Source organism: Microbacterium sp. MF43 (genome assembly GCF_012847295.1).
In the GTDB taxonomy this organism is placed as follows: domain Bacteria; phylum Actinomycetota; class Actinomycetes; order Actinomycetales; family Microbacteriaceae; genus Microbacterium.
In genome coordinates this window covers 824736-844529 of the sequence record NZ_JABBDY010000001.1, presented here as the reverse complement: position 1 = coordinate 844529, position 19794 = coordinate 824736, and the positions used below count along the sequence as shown (strand labels likewise).

At 72.4% G+C, this 19794-nt stretch carries 15 protein-coding genes; 5 read left to right on the top strand and 10 right to left on the bottom strand.

What is annotated here, in order from left to right:
• The first annotated feature begins 22 nt into the window (after window positions 1–22).
• Complete coding sequence (locus tag HF323_RS03725) at window positions 23–1654, top strand: stealth conserved region 3 domain-containing protein (protein ID WP_188241634.1); 1632 nt, start codon at window positions 23–25, stop codon at window positions 1652–1654.
• Here HF323_RS03725 and HF323_RS03720 read toward each other — a convergent pair.
• Both HF323_RS03720 and rsmA read right to left on the bottom strand, forming a co-directional pair.
• The gene (locus HF323_RS03720; RefSeq protein ID WP_169581182.1) at window positions 1602–2519 is read right to left on the bottom strand and encodes a phosphodiesterase; all 918 of its coding nucleotides are present in this window, start codon (window positions 2517–2519) and stop codon (window positions 1602–1604) included. The genes HF323_RS03725 and HF323_RS03720 overlap by 53 nt on opposite strands.
• 87 nt (window positions 2520–2606) lie before the next feature.
• Entirely contained in the window at window positions 2607–3467 is an 861-nt protein-coding gene (rsmA, locus tag HF323_RS03715) for a 16S rRNA (adenine(1518)-N(6)/adenine(1519)-N(6))-dimethyltransferase RsmA (protein ID WP_169581181.1), read from the bottom strand.
• 52 nt (window positions 3468–3519) lie between these two features.
• Here rsmA and HF323_RS03710 point away from each other — a divergent pair, with 52 nt between their 5' ends.
• On the top strand, window positions 3520–4824 hold the full coding sequence (locus HF323_RS03710; protein ID WP_169581180.1) for an MFS transporter: 1305 nt from the start codon (window positions 3520–3522) through the stop codon (window positions 4822–4824).
• 14 nt (window positions 4825–4838) lie between these two features.
• On the opposite strand, the gene HF323_RS03705 is transcribed toward HF323_RS03710, so the two are convergent.
• From HF323_RS03705 to HF323_RS03685, 5 genes are all read right to left on the bottom strand, one after another.
• Window positions 4839–5366: an NUDIX domain-containing protein gene (locus HF323_RS03705; protein ID WP_169581179.1), complete on the bottom strand. Its 528-nt coding sequence runs from the start codon at window positions 5364–5366 to the stop codon at window positions 4839–4841.
• A gap of 4 nt (window positions 5367–5370) precedes the next feature.
• Window positions 5371–6354, bottom strand: a complete 984-nt coding sequence (locus HF323_RS03700) for a TatD family hydrolase (protein WP_169581178.1) — start codon at window positions 6352–6354, stop codon at window positions 5371–5373.
• Between the two features lie 93 nt (window positions 6355–6447).
• Window positions 6448–8025 (bottom strand): methionine--tRNA ligase, encoded by a 1578-nt coding sequence (gene metG / locus HF323_RS03695; RefSeq protein ID WP_169581177.1) that lies wholly within the window; start codon window positions 8023–8025, stop codon window positions 6448–6450.
• A gap of 127 nt (window positions 8026–8152) precedes the next feature.
• Window positions 8153–8971 (bottom strand): 16S rRNA (cytidine(1402)-2'-O)-methyltransferase, encoded by an 819-nt coding sequence (rsmI, locus tag HF323_RS03690; RefSeq protein ID WP_169581176.1) that lies wholly within the window; start codon window positions 8969–8971, stop codon window positions 8153–8155.
• Window positions 8972–8980: 9 nt separating this feature from the next.
• Window positions 8981–9511: a MarR family transcriptional regulator gene (locus HF323_RS03685; protein WP_317450981.1), complete on the bottom strand. Its 531-nt coding sequence runs from the start codon at window positions 9509–9511 to the stop codon at window positions 8981–8983.
• Window positions 9512–9594: 83 nt separating this feature from the next.
• On the opposite strand from HF323_RS03685, the gene HF323_RS03680 reads away from it, so the two are divergent.
• The gene (locus tag HF323_RS03680) at window positions 9595–11214 is read left to right on the top strand and encodes a phospholipid carrier-dependent glycosyltransferase (protein WP_317450980.1); all 1620 of its coding nucleotides are present in this window, start codon (window positions 9595–9597) and stop codon (window positions 11212–11214) included.
• A 7-nt stretch (window positions 11215–11221) separates the two neighbouring features.
• Here HF323_RS03680 and HF323_RS03675 read toward each other — a convergent pair whose 3' ends face one another.
• Both HF323_RS03675 and HF323_RS03670 read right to left on the bottom strand, forming a co-directional pair.
• On the bottom strand, window positions 11222–13057 hold the full coding sequence (locus HF323_RS03675; protein ID WP_169581174.1) for a DUF255 domain-containing protein: 1836 nt from the start codon (window positions 13055–13057) through the stop codon (window positions 11222–11224).
• A 7-nt stretch (window positions 13058–13064) separates the two neighbouring features.
• Window positions 13065–13904, bottom strand: coding sequence for an aldo/keto reductase (locus tag HF323_RS03670; protein WP_169581173.1), 840 nt, complete (start codon window positions 13902–13904; stop codon window positions 13065–13067).
• 80 nt (window positions 13905–13984) lie between these two features.
• On the opposite strand from HF323_RS03670, the gene hrpA reads away from it, so the two are divergent.
• Together hrpA and HF323_RS03660 are read left to right on the top strand one after the other, a co-directional pair.
• Window positions 13985–17929, top strand: coding sequence for an ATP-dependent RNA helicase HrpA (gene hrpA / locus HF323_RS03665; protein ID WP_169581172.1), 3945 nt, complete (start codon window positions 13985–13987; stop codon window positions 17927–17929).
• Window positions 17930–17958: 29 nt separating this feature from the next.
• Window positions 17959–18900 (top strand): NADP-dependent oxidoreductase, encoded by a 942-nt coding sequence (locus tag HF323_RS03660; protein ID WP_169581171.1) that lies wholly within the window; start codon window positions 17959–17961, stop codon window positions 18898–18900.
• Window positions 18901–18931: 31 nt separating this feature from the next.
• Here the strand turns inward: HF323_RS03660 and HF323_RS03655 are convergent, their stop codons facing one another.
• Entirely contained in the window at window positions 18932–19786 is an 855-nt protein-coding gene (locus HF323_RS03655; protein ID WP_169581170.1) for a sulfurtransferase, read from the bottom strand.
• Window positions 19787–19794: the final 8 nt, after the last annotated feature.

Genomic DNA, 19794 nt, shown 5'->3' with positions numbered 1-19794 from the left:
TGCTTAGGGTGAGACCCCCGGGATGACGCGCCCGCCCCCGGGGCCGCTCACCGTGAAGGAGGATCCGTTGCCCGCACTTTCGGTCGTACCGAACCCGCAGGAGAGCTGGTCGTCGCTCTTGCAGCGCCACGACATCGCGCTCGAGGCCGGTCAGCTCCACCTCGTCCATGACACGGTCACGCCCGAAGAAGCGCGCATCTCGGATCTGCTGTTCGTCGCCGGAGCGCTCGAGGAGGCGGGCATCGACGTGCTGCTGCTGCGCCACGAGCGCTCGATCCCCGCTCTGGCCGTCGACCTCCGGCGCCGCGAGGATGCGATGGCGGCGCTGGCGGCGGCCGGGGAAGATGAGCCGCTCTACGTCAAGGCGAAGGGCCGCCCGGCCACGCGCGCGACCGAGGCCCCCGTTCCCGGCGATGCACCGTCGGCCCTGCGGCTGTTCCGGCCGCGCATCGCGCGTTCGGGAGGACTGCGATACGGGGCATCCCTCGGCGCTCGCCTGGAGTTCTGGCGATTCGGCGAAGAGATCGTCGAGGCACCGCACGACAACGCGCTCACCCGCCGGCTCACGCCCGTCGCCGACCTCGAGCGGGCCACCGTCGAGCGGCACGGGCGACTGTGGCAGACGATCGACGGCATGTTCGACCTGCAGCCGCACGAGTTCGCCGGCGACGTCGACCTGGTCTTCTCCTGGGTGGACGGATCCTCGAGCGACTTCCAGCGTCAGCGGGCCGCGCGGCTGCAGGAGTACGTCGTCGGCGAGGGCGACGACGGTCCCGCACGCTACCGCCACGTCGACGAGCTGCGCTACGCCCTGCGCAGCGTGAACATGTACGCCCCGTGGGTGCGCCGGATCTTCATCGCGACCGACTCCCCCGCACCGGAGTGGCTGATCGATCACCCGAAGGTGACGATCGTGCGCAGCGAGGAGTTCTTCGCCGACCCGTCGGTGCTGCCGACCCACAACTCCCACGCGGTCGAGGCGCAGCTGCACCGGATCCCGGGCCTCGCCGAGCACTTCCTCTACTCGAACGACGACATGTTCTTCGGCCGGATGGTCGAGCCCGAGCTGTTCTTCACGCCGGGCGGAATCACCAAGTTCGTCGAGTGCGAGGTGCGCATCGGCGCCGGAAGGCCGGCGGCGCACCGCAGCGGGCACGACAACGGCCTGCGCGTGAACCGCGCGCTCCTCGCGGACCGATTCGGCCGCACCATCGTGCGAGACCTCGAGCACTGCGCGACGCCGCTGCGGCGGAGCGTCATGGCCGAGCTCGAGGAGGCGTTCCCCGACGACTTCGCACGGACGGCGGCATCCCGGTTCCGCTCCGCCACCGACATCTCCGTCACCAACAGCCTCTACCACTACTACGCGCTCATGACCGGCCGCGCGGTCGCCACCCGGCAGCCGCGCACGCGGTACGTGCAGACGACGCTGGCGGCGTCGCTGCGCCGGATGGAGCGGCTCGCGGAGCGCACCGACGTCGACATGTTCTGCCTGAACGACGGCGGCGAGACCGAGGTCCCCGAGATGCTGCGCACGCGCGTGGTGCGCGAGAGCCTCGAGCGCATGTTCCCGGTGCGCGCGCCCTGGGAGCGCGAGGAGCTCAGCGCGGCAGAGCGATCGGCTCGGTCGGCGCATCCTTCCGCGCGGCGCTGAACGGCTCCACACCCGCGAGCGCGAGGCGACGCTGCGCCTCGGCGGCGTCGATGTGCTCGAGCACGCGTGGCGCATCCACCGGCACGACCGAATGCACCACGGTCTCGTCGTAGAGGTGCACGAGGTTGAACGCCTGCGCGCCGTCCTGCGGGCGCGTGCCGCCGGTGGGCACCGTGAGGTCCTGCGCGTAGCAGGTCGATGAGGCGACCGAGACCGGGATTCCGGCGAACGTCGCGAATGTCGAGTAGTGCAGGTGCCCGGCGATGATCGCGCGCACGTCGGTGCCGCGGAGCACGCCGGCGAGTCGACGCTGGTCGCGCAGCTCGACGCTCGACGCGAGCGGCAGCACGCTCGGAACGGGCGGGTGGTGCATCGCCAGGATCGTGCCGAGCGGCGCCGGGGTCGCCAGCACATTCTGCAGCCACGCGAGCTGCGCGTCGCTCAGCTCGCCGTGGTGGCGACCGGGAACCGTGGAGTCGAGCGTGATCACGCGGAGCCCGTCGAGCTCGGCGACACCGTCGACCGGACCGGTGTGACCGACCTCGTCCAGCAGCGCGGTGCGGAAGCTCGCGCGGTCGTCGTGGTTGCCCATCACCCAGAACACGCGCGCCTCGATGCGTCGGGCGAACGGCTCGACCAGCGCGCGAAGCTCCGTGTAGGCGGCGGGCTCCCCGAGGTCGGCGAGGTCGCCCGTGAAGACGACCGCATCCGGCCGCACCCCGCTCGCCTCGAACACCGCGAGGGCGCGGCGCAGGCGGTCGGAGGCGTCGACGAGGTCGAAGAGGCGTGAGCCGCGGGCACGCAGGTGCGTGTCGCTGATGTGCAGCAGGATCCTGTCTGCGTTCGGGTATTCGGCGCTCAGCATCATTGTCTCCGCGCCCCGCGGTCGAGACGGGACTTGCCGGAATGCTACGCGCGCTGCGCTGCGCTCCCGGGCGAAACGCGGTGAACGCTAAGGGAATGCTAGGGGTCGGATTGCGCGCGCGATCCGCACGAAGTCGTCGATCGAGAGCTCCTCGCCGCGCGCGGTGGGTGCCACGCCGGCCCGTTCGAGGACGGCGGATGCCTCGGCCGCCGTGCCTCCGAGCACACCGGCCAGCGCCTGGCGGAGCATCTTGCGGCGCTGCTGGAATGCGGCGTCGACGATCGCGAACACGCGACGGCGTTCGTCGTCGTCGCCGCGCGGCTCGGGGTCGCGGCGGAACCCGACGAGCACGCTGTCGACGTTCGGGACCGGCCAGAAGACCTGGCGAGAGACCGTCCCGGCCAGCCGCCAGGGCCCGTACCACGCCGCCTTGACGCTCGGCGCTCCGTAGACCTTCGTTCCCGGCGGTGCGGCGAGCCGCTCGCCGACCTCGGCCTGCACCATGACGACTCCGCGCTCGAGTCCTGGGAAGGTCTCGAGGAAGTGCAGGAGCACCGGGACGCTCACGTTGTACGGCAGGTTCGCCACGAGCACGGTCGGGTCGCCGGGCAGGTCGGTCACGCGGAGCGCATCGGCATCGACGACGGTGAGCGCGCCCGCGGCCACGCCGTGTGCGGCGGCGGTCTCGGGGAGCCGAGAGGCCAGGCGGTGGTCGATCTCCACGGCGGTGACGGATGCCTCGGCTTCGAGGATCGCCAGCGTGAGGGATCCGAGGCCGGGGCCCACCTCGACGACGCGGTCGCCGGGACGGACGTCGGCGACGTGCACGATCTTGCGGACGGTGTTGGCGTCGACGACGAAGTTCTGGCCGAGCTTCTTGGTCGGAGTGACGTCGAGTTCGGCGGCGAGCGCGCGGATCTCTGCGGCTCCGAGCAGGGACACGGGCATGCGTTCACCCTACCCAGTCATGCGCGTCCGACCGCCCGCTTAGGATGGCGGGATGCCTTCGCTCGGCGACCTGATCGCACCCCGCCGGATGGGGCGGGATTTCCGCTGGCTCCTCGCGGCCTCGTGGACGAGCAACCTGGGCGATGGGATCGCGCTCGCCGCCGCGCCGCTGCTCATCGCCTCGCTCACGTCGTCGCCCGTGCTCGTCGCGGCGGGCGCGATGATGCAGTTCCTGCCGTGGCTGCTGTTCGGCCTCCTCGCCGGCGCGGTCGCCGACCACCACGACCGCCGCCGGCTCGTGATGCTCGCGAACGGCCTGCGCGCCGTGGTCGTGCTGGTCCTCATCGGGTTCCTCGTGACCGGGCAGGCGACGGTGTGGCTGGTGCTCATCACCGCGTTCCTCTACGGCACCGCCGAGGTGTTCGCCGACTCGGCCGGCAGCACCCTGCTGCCGATGCTCGTGAAGCCGGCGGACCTGGGGATCGGCAACGCCCGCATGCAGGGGGGCTACCTCGTGGCCAATCAGCTCGCGGGACCGCCGCTCGGCGCGTTCCTGTTCGCGGTCGGCTCGTTCTGGCCGTTCGTCCTGCAGGTGCTGTGCGTCGCGCTGGCCGTGCTGCTCATCTCGCGCATCGCGCGCACCCCGGTGCCCGAGCAGGTCGAGGACGCGCGGGGATCGAAGGCGCACGCGATCCGCGAAGGGCTCCAGTGGCTCCGCCACAACGCGCCGGTGCGCACGCTCGTGATCATCATCCTCGTGTTCAACGTCACGTGGGCCGCCCCGTGGGGCGTGCTCGTGCTGTACGCGACCGAGCACCTCGGCATGGGCCCGGTCGGATACGGCGCGCTCACGACCGCGTCCGCGATCGGCGGTTTCATCGCCGTCTTCGGCTTCGGCTGGCTCGAGAAGCGGGTGTCGTTCTCGACGCTGATGCGCGTGTGCCTCACGTGCGAGGTGCTGATGCACCTCGGCTTCGCCCTGACGACCTCGGCGATCGTCGCCTACGCGATCATGTTCGGCTTCGGGCTCTACGCGTTCGTGTGGGGCACGATCTCCACCACCGTGCGTCAGCGGCTCGTGCCGATGGAGCTGCAGGGCCGCATCGCGTCGGTGAACATGGTCGGCGTCTTCGGCGGACTCGTCATCGGCCAGTTCATCGGCGGCGTGCTCGCCCAGCTGTTCGGCCTCACCGCCCCGTGGTGGTTCGCGTTCGCCGGATCGGCGATCACGCTCGCGCTCGTGTGGCGCCCCATCTCCCACATCGCCGCCGCCAAGCCGGTGATCGACGCCGGCGACTCCGATCGCCTCTCCGAGGAGGACGAGCCGGGCGCCGGCGGCATGCCCCTCCCCGACTGAGGCGTCGCCAGGGGCTAGGGGCGGCTCGGGCGCTCGACGGCCTCGGCGAGGGCTTCGCCGTGGACCGCGAGCCGCCGAATCCACGGCTGGGCCATGCGGCCGTCCTCGCAGCGCCGCCACACCTCGTCGAGCCGCACCCACGCCGCGTCGACGACCTCGTCGGGGTCTAGTGCGAGGGGCGGATCCTCGGCGGCACGCGCGACGTACAGGTCGAAGAGCGCCTGCTGCTCCACAATCCTGACGACGAGCTCGAGCGCCGCGGCATCCGCCCGCACCCCCGCCTCCTCGGCGAGCTCGCGAGCCGCCGCCTGCCGGCTCGTCTCCCCCGCGAGCGCGCTGCCTGCGGGGAACTCCCAGGCGAGCGGGTGATCCTTGCCCGCGGCGCGCTGCGTGACGAGCACACGACCGTCGTCGCGCACGACGCACACCGATGCGACGACGTGGAACAGACCGGCGGGGAAGGCGGGATCCGCGCGACGATGCGTCCGGCCGACCGGGATGCCCTCGGCATCCGTCAGGTCCCACAGCTCGTCGCCGGCCACCCGCTCAGTCCTCGAACGAGCCGTACGCCGCGAGCGTGTTGGCGGCGATCTGCGCGCAGAGCTCGTCGAGGTCGGCGCCGAGCTCGTCGGCCAGGTAGCGCACCGTCACGGGGATGAGGTACGGCGCGTTCGGGCGACCGCGGTGCGGCGTGGGGGTGAGGAACGGGGCATCCGTCTCCACCAGGATCCGATCGCGCGGCGTGACGGCGAGCGCATCGCGGAGGTTCTGGGCGTTCTTGAACGTCACGTTCCCCGCGAACGACAGGTAGTAGCCGCGCTCCGCCGCGATGCGGGCCATCGCGTCGTCGCCCGAGAAGCAGTGGAAGACCGTCCGCTCGGGGGCGCCGACCCGCTCCAGCGTCTCGAGCACGGCATCGTGCGCGTCGCGATCATGGATCTGCATCGCGATGCCGTGCTTCTTCGCGAGGGCGATGTGGGCCTCGAAGCTCTCGAACTGCGCCGGCAGCCCGTCCTCGTCGGTGCGGAAGAAGTCCAGCCCGGTCTCGCCGATCGCGCGCACCCGCGGCTGGGCGGCGAGCTCGTCGATCACGGCGATGGCTTCGTCGAGGCGCCCCGCGGCGGCGTAGGCCGGAGCCTCGTTGGGGTGGATCGCCACGGCCGCGAGGACGCGGGGGTGGCACGCCGCCGCCCACGCCGACCAGCGGCTGGAGTCGATGTCGCCGCCCGCCTGGACGACACCGACGACGCCCACCTCGGCGGCGCGGTCGAGCTGCTCCTCGAGCGACAGCGGCTCGTCGCCGTCGGCGATCTCGAGGTGCGCGTGGTTGTCGTACACCGCGACTGCGAGCGGCTCGGGGGCGGCCGGCCAGCGCACATCGCGCTTGCCGTCGTTGTGCCGCTCCCGCACGTAGTTGCTGGGGTCGGTCTGGCTGCTGGGAGCAGTCGGGCTACTGGGGTCGGTCCCCACCGTCCCCTCCGTCCTGTCCGTCCCCACCGTCCCCGCCGGCTCTTCCGTCCTATCCGTCATGCATGTCCCACTTTCGCTCAGCTGGGGCACCTTCAAGCGGCGCATTCGGGGACATGAAGGGCAAATTTCGGGACACGGGCGGGAAAGGGGCGGTCAGACGGTCTGCTCGACCCTCGGGAACAGCGGCGCGAGGCCGTTTACCGAGGTGCCGGGTGCGAGCACACCCCACGAACCGGCCTCGCGGATCGGCTGCTCCTGCAGCCGGCCCAGCGACTCGGCGGCGCCGAGCGCGATCCACAGCTTCTCCGTCGCCACCGGCATCACCGGCGAGAGCAGCACGGCGAGCGCGCGCAGGCCCTCCGCCGCCGTGTACAGCACGGTGCCCAGGCGCTCGCGCTGCGCCTCGTCCTTCGCAAGCGCCCACGGCTCGTTCTCGGTGATGTAGAGGTTGAGGGCGTCCACGATCGTCCAGATCGAGGCGATCGCCTCGTCGATGCGGAACCGCTCGATCGCCGCGTCGGCGGCGGTGGCGGCATCCGCCACCGTCCTCTGGATCGCGAGGTCGCCATCGGTGTAGGCGCTCGCGGGCGGCACGATGCCCTCGAAGTACCGCTCGATCATCGCGGTGGTCCGCGACGCGAGGTTCCCGAAGCCGTTGGCGAGCTCGGCCTGGTAGCGGGCCGACAGATCCTCCCACGAGAACGAGCCGTCCTGCCCGAACGCGATGGCGGACAGGAAGTAGAAGCGGTAGGCGTCCGACCCGAACACGTCGGTGATCTCGGTCGGGGCGATGCCGGTGAGCTTCGACTTCGACATCTTCTCGCCGCCGACGAGCAGCCAGCCGTGCGCGAACACCCCCTGGGGCACGTCGACGCCGGCCGCCATCAGCATGGCCGGCCAGATGACGGCGTGGAAGCGCAGGATGTCCTTGCCGACGACGTGGTAGGCGGGCCAGCGGCGCGCGAACTCCTCGGGGTCCTCGCCGTAGCCGACCGCGGTGGCGTAGTTGAGGAGCGCATCGACCCATACATAGATGACGTGGGAGTCGTCCCACGGCACCTTGATGCCCCAGTCGAACGTGGAGCGCGAGATCGAGAGGTCCTTGAGCCCGTTCTTCACGAACGAGACGACCTCGTTGCGCGCGGACTCGGGACGGATGAAGTCGGGCTGGGACGCGTACAGCTCGAGGAGGCGGTCCTGGAACTCGCTGAGCTTGAAGAAGTAGTTCTTCTCCTGCAGCAGCTCGAGCGGCTTCGAGTGGATCGCACACACCTTGAGACCCTCGAACGGCCCCTCGCCGTCGACGATCTCGGACTCGGTCTTGAACTCCTCGCAGCCCACGCAGTAGAGCGCCTCGAACTCGCCGGCGTAGATGTAGCCGCGGTCGTAGATCGCCTGGACGAACGCCTTGACGCGCTCCTCGTGACGCTCCTGCGTCGTGCGGATGAAGTCGTCGTTGGCGACGTCGAGGGTCGTCAGCAGCGGGAACCACGATTCGCCCACGAGCCGGTCGACCCACTCCTGGGGGGTCGCGCCGTTCGCAGCGGCGGCGCGCATCATCTTCTGACCGTGCTCGTCGGTGCCGGTGAGCATCCAGGTGTCGTCACCGGCCTGGCGGTGCCAGCGCGCGAGCGTGTCGACCGCCACGGTCGTGTAGCCGTGGCCGATGTGAGGCACGTCGCTCGGATAGTAGATCGGCGTCGTGATGTAGAAGGATCGCCCGGAAGTCACCCGAGGATTCTAGTCGGGCGGGATCGGGTGACCGGCCGGTGTGACGGGCGGCCGCTCCCGCCGGCGCCGGGAGGGCCCGTTCGTCATGTTCGGGCGACGGATGCCTCGGCACCGCCACCCGCGGGTTCTACCCTCGAACGGCGAGCGCCGCCTGGTAGAGCTCGCGCGAGGAGTGGCCGGTGTGCGCCGAGACCTCGCCCGCGGCATCCTTCAAGCGGGTGCCCGACCGGACCAGCTCGAGCACCTGCGTCACCGCGTCGGGGAAGGCGACCCCGCGCGGGGCGGCTCCCGCGACGACGACGACGACCTCGCCGCGCACGCCTTCCGCGGCCCAGGAAGTCAGCTCGGCGAGCGTCCCGCGCGCGACCTCCTCGTGCAGCTTCGTCAGCTCGCGGCACACCGCCGCCCGACGATCCTCACCGAAGGCCACGGCCATGTCGGCGAGCGTCGCCGCGGTGCGGGTGGGCGCCTCGAAGAACACCATGGTGCGCGGCTCGGCGGCGAGCGCCCGCAGCGCCGACGCCCTCTCCCCGGGCTTGCGGGGCACGAAGCCCTCGAAGGTGAAGCGGTCGGTGGGCAGCCCCGCCACCGCCAGGGCGGTGAGGACGGCGCTCGGCCCCGGGATCGCGGTGACCGCGACGCCCGCGGCGGCGGCGGCCGCCACGAGGCCGTACCCCGGGTCGCTGACCGTCGGCATGCCGGCGTCGCTCAGGACGAGCACGTCCTGGTCGCGGGCGAGCTCGACCAGGTCCGGGGCGCGGTCCTTCTCGTTGTGGTCGTGGAGGGCGATGAGGCGCGGGCGATTCTCCACGCCGAGCGCCGCGAGCAGGCGCTGCGTGGTGCGGGTGTCCTCGGCGGCGATCACCGTCGCGCTCTCGAGCGCCTCGACCAGGCGGCGCGAGGCGTCGCCCAGGTTGCCGATCGGGGTCGCCGCGAGGATGATCACCGCTTCAGCCTAGGCGCGAGAGGCGCCGCCCTCGCCCGGGTCGTCCGCCGCCGGCTCGACGAGGTCGACGGCGGCCCGCAGGCGGGCCAGGCAGTCCATCACGACCCGCGTCTGTTCGGGCGTCATATCGATCACGGCCTCGAGCATGCGGGTGTGCATCGCACCGAGGGTGCGGCGCACCTCGTCATCGGTCTGGACCGTGGGCGTCACCACGATCATCCGGCGGTCACGCGGATGCGGCCCGCGTTGCACGTGGTTCGAGCGCTCGAGGCGATCGATGATCGCCGTCGTCGAGGCCGTCGAGACGCCGAGGTACCGGGCGAGCTCGGCCGGCGCCACCTGGCGCCCCTCGCGCTCGGCCCTGATCAGGTAGCGCAGCGTGAGCAGGTCGTTCTCACCCATCGCCATCGAGTCGCGCGTGCGCCGGCGCATCGCCACCTCGGCCGCGCGGTAGAGGCGGAACGCCTGGAGCAGCTCGACGGCGCGCCGACGCGCCGAATCGGCGTCCTCGCCGTACCAGTAGCCGCTGCCGTCCACCACGAGACGAATCATACGGAGCGCGGGGCCCGTCCCGGCGGAGCGCGCGCACGGGGCGCTCAGGCGACGCAACCTACACTGGCACCGTGACGCACGCCCCCCGGTTGGACGCCGACCCGCCCGCCGAGCCGCTGCTGCCGCCGGTGCGTCCCAGCCTGTACGACCGCTTCACGGAGCGGCTCGCGCGAGATGACGCCGCGCAGCGCCTGTACGCGTGGCTCGGGCCGGCGATCGTCGTCGCGCTGGCCGCCGTGCTCCGGCTGTGGAACCTCGCCGCCGCGCACGACCTGATGAACCAGTTCGACGAGACGTACTACGTCAAGGACGCCTGGACGCTGTCGCAGCTCGGCTACGAGGCGGCGTGGCCCGCGGACGCCAACGACCGGTTCCTCGCGGGCGACGTGAACATCTTCTCGACCGACCCCGCGTTCGTCATCCACCCGCCGCTCGGCAAATGGATCATCGCCCTCGGCATGATGGTCGTCGGGCCCGAGAACGGCTGGGGCTGGCGGCTCACGACGGCGCTCCTCGGCACGGCGGCGGTACTCGTCCTCATGCTCATCGCCCAGCGCCTCACGCGCTCGACGACGTTCGCGGTCGTCGCGGGCCTCCTCATGGCCGTCGACGGCCTCGCGATCTCGATGAGCCGCGTCGCGCTCCTCGATACGCCGCTGACGTTCTTCGTGCTGCTGGCCTTTCTGTTCGTGCTGCTCGATCGGGAGCGCACGATGGCGCGCATCGCTCTGACGGTCGCCGCGCGGTACGACGGCGATGAACCGCCGGCGTGGGGCCCGATCCTGTGGAACCGTCCCTGGGTCCTGGCGGCGGGCGTCGCGCTGGGGGCGGCGTCGGCGGTCAAGTGGTCGGGCGCGTGGGTGCTGGCCGGCCTCGGCATCTATCTGGTGGTGACGGATGCCCTCGCCCGCCGGCGCGCGGGCGTGCTGTTCTGGCCGGCCGACGCCCTCCGCCAGGGCGTGGCCACCTTCGTGCTGCTCGTGCCGGTGGCCGTCGCGGTGTACCTGGCCTCGTGGACGGGGTGGCTCGTCACGGACGGCGGCTACGGCCGGCAGGCGGCCGACGCGAATCCGGCGACCGGAGTGTGGGCGTGGGTGCCGCTGCCGCTGCAGAGCCTGTGGATCGACCACGTCACGATGCTCAACGCCGCCTCGGGCATCACATCGGGGCACACCTACGCCAGTCCCGCGTGGCAGTGGCCGCTCCTCATCCGCCCGACCGGCATGTACTACCACCACGACGGATTCGGCGTCGACGGCTGCACCGCGGTGAACGGGTGCTCCGCGGCGATCGCGAGCATCCCCAATCCGCTCGTCTGGTACGCCGGGGTCGCGGCGGTGCTCTACCTCGCGTATCGGTTCGTGGTCGCGCGCGACTGGCGGCACGGGCTGGTCCTCAGCGGGATCGGCGTCACCTACGTGCCGTGGCTCTTCTTCCCGGAGCGCACGATCTTCCAGTTCTATACGGTGCTCGTGCTGCCGTTCCTGCTGCTCGCGCTGACGTTCGCCCTGCGCGACATCGCCGGACCGCGCCATGCCGACGCGTACCGGCGGCATACCGGTCAGCGCCTCGTCCTGGTCTTCCTCGGCGTCGCCGTGCTGCTGTCGGCCTTCTGGTATCCGGTCGTCTCGGCGATGCCGGTGCCGTACGACTTCTGGCGACTGCACAACTGGCTGCCGACCTGGGTGTGATCCCCCGTCAGGTCAGCGCCTCGGGATCGGTGACAGGCAGGCGGCACGAGAAGTCGCGGCAGTCGTACGCCGTCTGCTTCCCGTCGCGCGTCGCCTTGTCCTGGAACAGCCCGAACCCCGCCGCCGCGAACGCGCCGGCCTGATCGGGTGTGACGATCGTGACGACGTCCGCGGCCATGGACTGCGCCGCGCGGGCGAGCGGGCCGTCGTGTCCCCCGCCGACGACGACCACCTGCCGCGGCGCCGACACCAGGCGTGCCGCGACCCGCAGCAGCGCGCCGTGGGCGAGCGGCTGCGCCGTCCCCGTCGCCGCGTGCGCCGCCACGACGCGCTCCGCGATCGCGCGCAGACGCTCGTCCGCGCCCAGCACCCACAGATCGAGGGCCGCTGCCGCGAGCGCCGCCGGGCCCGACGGTTCGTCGCCGTCCGACGAGGCATCCGGAGCGGCGATCCCCTGCGCAGCGAGCACGGGGTCTCCGCCTCCCGGCACCGCCAGTCCGCCGTCCGAGGCGACGCAGGCCTCGACGAGCTCGCGTGCGCGGACGGCGTAGGCGGGCTCCCCCGTCGCGGCGGCGAGGGCGGCGAGCCCGCCCGCGAGCTGGCCGTAGTCGGCGAGGGTCGCCGAGGCGTGCGAGGGGATCTCGTCGAGCGACGCCCGCACCAGCCGCCCGTCGCCGATCGCGTTGGTCTCGAGGACGGCGTCGGCGGCCCAGCGCGCGGCCTCGATCCACGCGGGCTCGCCGAGGCGGCTGCCCGCCCGGGCGAGCGCGCCGATCGCGAGGCCGTTCCAGCCGGTGACGACCTTGCCGTCGACGGCGGGCCGCTCGAGCCCGGCGCGCGCCGAGGCATCCCTGTCGTAGTACCCGCCCTCGCTGCGCTCGCCGTCGATCCAGGACTCGGAGTCCTGCGCCGCGCCGAATCCGCCCGACGGCTGCTGGAGCACGTCGAGGAGGAACCGCGCGATGCCGGCCGCGGTCTCGGTGTCGCCCGCGTCGAGCGCGACGTCGAGCAGTTGCGCGTTGTCGGTGAGCATGCGCTCGAAGTGCGGCACCGACCAGTCGCGGCGGGTCGCGTAGCGGAAGAACCCGCCCTCCACCGCGTCGCGCAGGGGCGAGGCCGCCATGGCGGCGAGCGCGCGATCCGCGACGGCCGCGGCGTCGCCGGCGTGCTCGCGCACGAGCGGATGCTGCAGGAAGCGCAGCGCCGTCGCCACGGGGAACTTCGGGGCCTCTCCCCCGCCGAACCCGCCGAATGCCCGATCCTCCCGGTGGGCCAGCGAGGCGGCGGCGGCCGCCAGTTCGGCGACGGCGGGGAGAGCGGATGCCTCGCCCGCCGCCTGTGCGCGCACATCCGCCAGCGCCTCGACGATCGCGCTCGCCGTGCCGTCGATCTGGTCGCGGCGCTGCTCCCACGCCTCCCGCACGGCCGCCAGCACCTGCCGGAACGCGGGCATCCCGGCCCTCGGCTGCGGCGGGAAGTAGGTGCCGGCGTAGAACGGGCGCCCCTCGGGCGTGGTGAACACGGTGAGCGGCCAGCCGAGGTGCGGAGAGAACGCCGCCGCGGCCGCCATGTAGGCCGCGTCGACCTCCGGATGCTCCTCGCGGTCGACCTTGATCGACACGAAGCCCGCATCGAGGTCGGCGGCGGTGGCCGGGTCCTCGAAAGACTCGCGCGCCATCACGTGACACCAGTGGCAGGTGGAGTAGCCGATCGAGACCATGACCGGCACATCCCGGGCGCGGGCCTGCGCGAACGCCTCGTCGCCCCACGGAAACCACGGGACCGGGTTCCCCGCGTGAGCGCGGAGATACGGACTCGAGGCCTCCGCGAGGCGACGGTTCACGGCGTGCTCAGTTCACTTCGTCGGGGTGGGCGCTGACGCGCCCCGACCCGTCGGGCTTCTCCATGGCGTCGATCGCCGCGACCTCGGAGTCGGTGAGCTCGAAGTCGAACACGTCGAGGTTCTCCTCGAGCCGCTCGCGGCGGACCGACTTCGGGAAGACGATGAACCCCTTCTCGAGATGCCAGCGCAGCACCGCCTGCGCGGGGGTCTTCCCGTGGGCCTCCGCGGCGGCGACGACCGGGTCGGCTCCGAACAGGTCGTACTTGCCCTGGCCGAGCGGGCCCCACGACTCGATGCGGACGTCGTTCGCCGCCGCCCACTCGGTGATCGGGCGCTGCTGGTACGCCGGGTGCAGCTCGATCTGGTTGACCGCCGGGACGACGCCGGTCGCGGCGACGATCCGCTCGAGGTGCGGCACCAGGTGGTTGGAGACGCCGATGCTGCGGGTCAGACCCTGGTCGCGGAGCTCGACGAGCTTCGCCCACGCGTGCACGTAGTTGTCATGGACGGGCGTCGGCCAGTGCACGAGGTAGAGGTCGACCTGCTCGATGCCGAGCTTGTCGAGGCTCTCGGCGATGGCCGCGTTCGGCTCGTCGCCGTCGTGCCGGTCGTTCCAGAGCTTCGTCGTGATGAACAGCTCGTCGCGCGGGATCCCGCTCGCGGCGATCGCGGCGCCGACGCCGGCCTCGTTGCCGTAGATGGCGGCGGTGTCGATGTGGCGGTAGCCGACCTCGAGGGCCTCGCCGACGGCGCGCTGCGTGTCGGCCGGGGGCACCTTGAACACGCCATAGCCGAGCTGCGGGATCTCGTGGCCGTCGTTGAGCTTCACGGTGGGGATGGTTGCCATGCGTCCAGCCTAGGAGCGCCGGCCGGGGCCGGGCACCGCGAGAAGCCGATCGGCGGCGGTCCGGGATACGATCGAAGGCTATGTCCGCGCCCGCGCCTGTGATCGCCTATCCCCCGGAGCTGCCGGTCAGCGCCGCGCGGGAGGAGATCGCCCGCGCGATCCGAGACCATCAGGTCGTCATCGTGGCCGGCGCGACCGGCTCGGGCAAGACGACGCAGCTGCCGAAGATCTGTCTCGAGCTCGGGCGCTCGCGCATCGCCCATACGCAGCCGCGCCGCATCGCGGCGCGCACGATCGCCGAGCGCGTCGCCGAAGAGCTGCAGGTGCCGCTCGGCTCCACCGTGGGCTACAAGGTGCGCTTCACCGACAAGGTGTCCGACGACACGCGCGTCGCGCTCATGACCGACGGCATCCTGCTCAACGAGATCCATCGCGATCGTCTGCTGCGCCGCTACGACACGATCATCGTCGACGAGGCGCACGAGCGGTCGCTCAACGTCGACTTCCTCATCGGCTATCTCACGCGGATCCTGCCGAGGCGCCCCGACCTCAAGGTCGTGATCACGAGCGCCACGATCGACCCCGAGAGCTTCGCGAAGCACTTCGCCGGTCGCGACGGCACGCCTGCTCCCATCATCGAGGTCTCGGGACGCACGTATCCCGTGGAGGTCCGCTACCGGCCCACGGCCGGATCGACGAAGTCCGGCGACGGCAACGGGGCGGAGCAGCCCGACGGCGACGATGTCGACGGCATCACCGCCGCGCTGCGCGAGCTGGACCGCGAGCCGGCCGGCGATGTGCTGGTGTTCCTTCCCGGCGAGGCGGAGATCCGCGACGCGACGGACGCCGTGCGCGGAATGTACGCCAAGGACGCCTCACCCACCGAAGTGCTCCCGCTGTACGGACGCCTCAGCGCGGCCGAGCAGCACCGGGTCTTCGAGCGGTCGACCGTCGCCGGTGTGCGCCGCCGCGTCATCCTGGCGACGAACGTCGCCGAGACGAGCCTCACGGTGCCCGGCATCCGCTACGTCGTCGACACCGGCACCGCCCGCATCTCGCGGTACAGCAACCGCAGCAAGATCCAGCGCCTGCCGATCGAGGCCATCTCGCAGGCGTCTGCGCAACAGCGATCGGGCCGCGCCGGCCGCACGAGTCCGGGTGTCGCCATCCGCCTCTACTCGGAGGAGGACTTCCAGACCCGCGACGAGTTCACCGAGCCCGAGATCCTGCGCACGAGCCTCGCGTCCGTCATCCTTCAGATGCTCGCCCTCGGTTTCGGCGACATCTCCTCGTTCCCGTTCCTGACGCCGCCGGACTCGCGCGGCGTGAAGGCCGCGTTCGACCTGCTGATCGAGCTCGGCGCGGTGCGTGCGGCGACCTCGAAGGGTCGCGACGGCGAGGCATCCCCTTCTCTCACCGACCTCGGCCGTGAGATCTCGCGCCTGCCGATCGACCCGCGGTTCGCCCGCATGCTGATCGAGGCGCGCCGGGCGGGCGTCCTGCGCGACGTGCTGGCGATCGTCGCCGGGCTGTCGATCCAGGACGTCCGCGAGCGCCCTGAGGAGCGCAGGGAGGAAGCCGACCGCCTCCACGCGCGGTTCGCCGACCCGTCGAGCGACTTCCTCAGCCTCCTCAATCTGTGGAACCACCTGCAGGAGAAGCAGTCGGAGCTCGGTTCCAGCGCGTTCCGGCGACTGTGCCGCCAGGAGCACCTCAACTACGTGCGCGTGCGGGAGTGGGCCGACGTGCACCGTCAGCTGAGCGCGCTCCTCGGCGCACCCCGCGCGAAGGGGACGGGCGAGACGGCGGACCCGGACGACATCCACCGCGCGATCCTGTCGGGTCTGCTCTCGCAGATCGGCATCCTCGACGAGCGTTCGACGGCCAAGCCGGCCCAGCGTGGCGACCGGGGAGGCCGGGCCGACCCGCGGCGCTCCGCCGAGTACCTCGGCGCGCGCGGCACGCGGTTCGCGATCTTCCCCGGATCGGGGCTCAGGAAGCAGCGTCCGGGCGCCGTCATGGCGGCCGAGGTCGTCGAGACCTCCCGCCTCTTCGCCCGGACCGTGGCGGCGATCGACCCGGCCTGGGCCGAGGCGCTCGCGGGCGACCTCGCCAAGCGCCAGCTGAGCGAGCCGCACTGGTCGAAGGCGGCGGGCGCGGCATCCGCCTACGAGAAGGTCACCCTGTTCGGGGTCGAGATCATCCCGCGCCGCCGCGTGCAGCTGGCCCGCTTCGACCGGCCGTTCGCCCGCGAGCTGTTCGTGCGGCACGCGCTGGTGGAGGGCGAGTGGGATGCCTCGGCCCTCGACAAGCGGCTCACGGCGTTCGAGCGGCGCAACCTGGAGCTGCGCCGGCGGCTCGAGAAGATCGAGGAGCGCGAACGGCGCCGCGACATCCTCGTGGGCGACGAGGCCGTGTACCGCTTCTACGACGCCCGCATCCCGCGGGACGTCTTCGACGTCCGCTCGTTCGAGGCGTGGTGGCGCGACGCCTCCGCCCGGACGCCCAAGCTGCTCGACATGACCGAGGCCGACCTCGTCGACGAAGCCTCTCGCGGCGACGAGCGCGACTTCCCCGCCCGGTGGCAGCAGGGCGACCAGGTCCTGTCGCTGGCCTACCGCTTCGAACCCGGGGCGCCCGACGACGGCGTGACCGCCGTCGTCCCCCTCGCGCTGCTGGCCCAGCTTCGCTCCGACGGGTTCGACTGGCAGGTGCCCGGCATGCGCGACGAGCTCATCACGGCGCTGCTCCGGTCGCTGCCCAAGGCGATCCGCCGGCACGTCGTTCCCGCCGCCGACTGGGCGGCGACCTTCTCGGGCGAGCTTTCCGGCCAAGGGCCGGAATCGCACGCGGGTCTTCCGCCCACCGGCCTGCGCGAGGCCCTCGCCGCCCGTATCCAGCGCGTCGCGAGCCAGCCCGTCACCGCGGCGGACTTCGAGATGGAGCGCGTGCCGCCGCACCTGCAGGTGTCGTTCCGCGCGGTGGACGAGCGCGGCCGTGCGGTCGGCTCGGACCGCGACCTCGCCGCACTCCAGGAGCGGCTTTCGGGCAAGGCGCGCGCGTCGGTCGCCCGGTCCCTCAGCGAGAAGCCGGGGGCCCGGCGCCCCGCCCCCGCAGGCAGTGCGGCGCCCGGTCCGGGGGCCCTCGGCTCATCCTTCACCGAACGCACCGGATTGACCGAGTGGTCGTTCGGCGACCTGCCCGACGTCGTCGACACGAAGGTGGCGGGCGGGGTCGTGCGCGGGTACCCGGCGATCGTCGACGAGGGCTCGTCGGTGGCGCTGCGCATCCAGGCCACACCGGAAGCGGCTGCCCGGCTGACACGGGCGGGTGCGCGGCGTCTGCTCCTCCTCGCGGTCCCGTCCCCCTCCGCGTACGTGCTCGACCACCTCACGTCGCCGGAGAAGCTGGCCCTCGCAGCATCGCCCTACCCGTCGGCCAAGGCCCTCATCGAGGACGCGCGCGTGGCGGTCGCCGACGCCGTGGTCGCCCGGACCGTCGAAGGGGGCATCGTGCGCACGCGTGCGGGGTTCGAGACGGTCCGCGACACGATGTCGGGCGTCGTCGTCGACGAGCTGTTCCAGACCGTGTCGCTGGTCGCCCGCATCCTGACAGGAGCCCGCGACGTCGAGCGCGCCGTGCGCGACCAGAACTCGCTGACGCTGCTGGGCACCCTCAACGACGTCAAGGGACAGGTCGCGGGACTCGTGCATCCGGACTTCGTCTCGCGCACGGGTACGGCCCGGCTCGCCCACCTCCCGCGTTACCTCCGCGGCGCCCTGGAGCGGGTGCGCACCCTCCCCGACAACCCGGGCCGCGATCGCCAGCGCATGACCGAGTTCGAGCGCGCCGCGACGGTCTTCGCCGACGCCGGCGGCGCCATCCCGCTTCTCCCCGACGCCCCCGCGGCACTGGAGCGCGCCCGCTGGCTGCTCGAGGAGTACCGTGTCAGCCTGTTCGCGCAGCAGCTCGGCACGGCCGAGCCCGTTTCGCTGCAGCGGATCCAGAATGCGCTGCGGGAATAGCGGCGGATGAGGAAGAGGTTTCGTCCGACATGACCACTGCGATCGTCTACACCGAGCTCGGCGGACCCGAGGTCCTGCACGCGATCGACCTTCCGGCCGCCGCGCCGGGTCGTGGCGAGCTCGCCGTGCGGGTCGAGGCGGCCGGTGTGAACCCGATCGAGTGGAAGCTGCGATCGGGCCTGCGTCCCTCCCCCGAGATCGTCGAGCCGCGCCGGGTCGGCTCCGACGGCGCCGGCGTCGTGACGGCGGTCGGCGAGGATGTCGACGGCTTCCGCCCAGGCGATGCCGTGGCGTTCTTCGGCGCGAACGGCTCCTACGCCAGCGACGTGGTCCTCGACGCCGCACGGGTGCACGCGCGGCCCGCGCAGGTGAGCGCCGCGCAGGGCGCCGCCCTCGGCGTCCCGGTCGGGACGGCGTACCAGACGCTGCGCTCGCTGTCGGTCGGACCCGGCGACACGCTGCTCCTGCATGCCGGCTCGGGCGCCGTCGGACAGGCGGCGATCCAGCTCGCGGTGCTGTGGGGAGCGACGGTGATCGCCACGACCTCCGACCGGCGCGCCGAGACGGTGCGCGCGCTCGGCGCGATCCCGGTCGCCTACGGCGACGGACTCGCCGACCGCGTGCGTACGCTCGCACCCGGAGGCATCTCGGTCGCCATCGACGCGGCCGGCACCGACGAAGCGATCCAGACCTCGCTCGAGCTCGTCGCCGACAGGACGCGCATCGCGACGCTGGTGCGGGGGCGGGATGCCGCATCGTTCGGAATCCGGGCGTTCTCGGGCGGTTCCCCCCAGCCCCTCACGGCGCAGCAGCAGGCTTGGCGCGCCGAAGCGGTGCCGATCGCTCTCGCCTTGCTCGCCGCAGACCGGTTCACGGTCGAGATCGGACCCTCCTTCGCCCTGAGCGACGCGGCCGAGGCGCACCGCGTGGTCGAGGCGGGCGTCGACGGCAAGGTGACGCTCGTCCCGTAACCGGACTGGCTCCGGCCGGCGGGTCCGTTGCTCACACGACCCCGGTCACGTCGGACGGTTCGGCGCCCGTCGCGATCGGGCGCCCGGGCGTGTTCGCCCACGCGCTCCACGAACCGGGGAACACCGACACGTCGATCCCCGCGAGGGCTCCGGCGAGCGCCGTGTGCGCCGCCGTGACCCCCGAGCCGCAGTACGCGGCGACCGGCGCCGTGCCGTCCGCCCCGACGGCGCCGAACGCCGCGGCGAGCGCCGCCGGGTCGCGGAACCGGCTGCCGTCGAGCAGGACCTCGGCGGGTAGATTGCGGGCGCCCGGGATGTGCCCGGCCACCGGGTCGATCGGCTCCACCTCACCGCGGTACCGCTCCGGCGCGCGTGCGTCGAGCAGCACCCCGTTCTCGGGCCACGCGGCCGCGTCGTCGGCGGAGAGGATCCCGGCGGTCGGTCCGGTGAGCGTCACGTGGCCGCGCTCGGGGACCACCTCGCCGCCTTCGAGCGGGAATCCCGCCTCGACCCACGCGGACAGTCCGCCGTCGAGCACGCGCACGTCGGCGACCCCGCTGGCACGCAGCAGCCACCAGCCGCGCGCCGCCGAGACGGAGTTCCCGTCGTCGTAGACCACGACGACGTCGCCGTCGTCGAGACCCCAGCGGCGGGCCGCCTCCTGCAGGTCGGCGGTCGCGGGGAGCGGATGCCGGCCCTCGTCGGGCCGCCCGGGCCGGGCGAGCTCCCGCTCGAGGTCCACGAAGACCGCCCCCGGGATGTGACCGTCGAGGTGGTCCTCACGGCCGTCGGGTCGGTCGAGCCGCCACCGCACGTCGAGGATCCGCACCCGCGCGGAGGAACGGACGAGGCCGGCCAGATCGGCGGGCGTGACGAGGAGCGGCATCCTCCCAT

Coding starts and splice junctions, on each gene's coding strand:
- HF323_RS03670 (WP_169581173.1), bottom strand. CDS start 13,904: ATGGCAACCATCCCCACCGTGAAGCTCAACGACGGCCACGAGATCCCG.
- HF323_RS03660 (WP_169581171.1), top strand. CDS start 17,959: ATGACCACTGCGATCGTCTACACCGAGCTCGGCGGACCCGAGGTCCTG.
- HF323_RS03720 (WP_169581182.1), bottom strand. CDS start 2,519: ATGCTGAGCGCCGAATACCCGAACGCAGACAGGATCCTGCTGCACATC.
- HF323_RS03725 (WP_188241634.1), top strand. CDS start 23: ATGACGCGCCCGCCCCCGGGGCCGCTCACCGTGAAGGAGGATCCGTTG.
- HF323_RS03710 (WP_169581180.1), top strand. CDS start 3,520: ATGCCTTCGCTCGGCGACCTGATCGCACCCCGCCGGATGGGGCGGGAT.
- rsmA (WP_169581181.1), bottom strand. CDS start 3,467: ATGCCCGTGTCCCTGCTCGGAGCCGCAGAGATCCGCGCGCTCGCCGCC.
- HF323_RS03655 (WP_169581170.1), bottom strand. CDS start 19,786: ATGCCGCTCCTCGTCACGCCCGCCGATCTGGCCGGCCTCGTCCGTTCC.
- hrpA (WP_169581172.1), top strand. CDS start 13,985: ATGTCCGCGCCCGCGCCTGTGATCGCCTATCCCCCGGAGCTGCCGGTC.
- HF323_RS03700 (WP_169581178.1), bottom strand. CDS start 6,354: ATGACGGATAGGACGGAAGAGCCGGCGGGGACGGTGGGGACGGACAGG.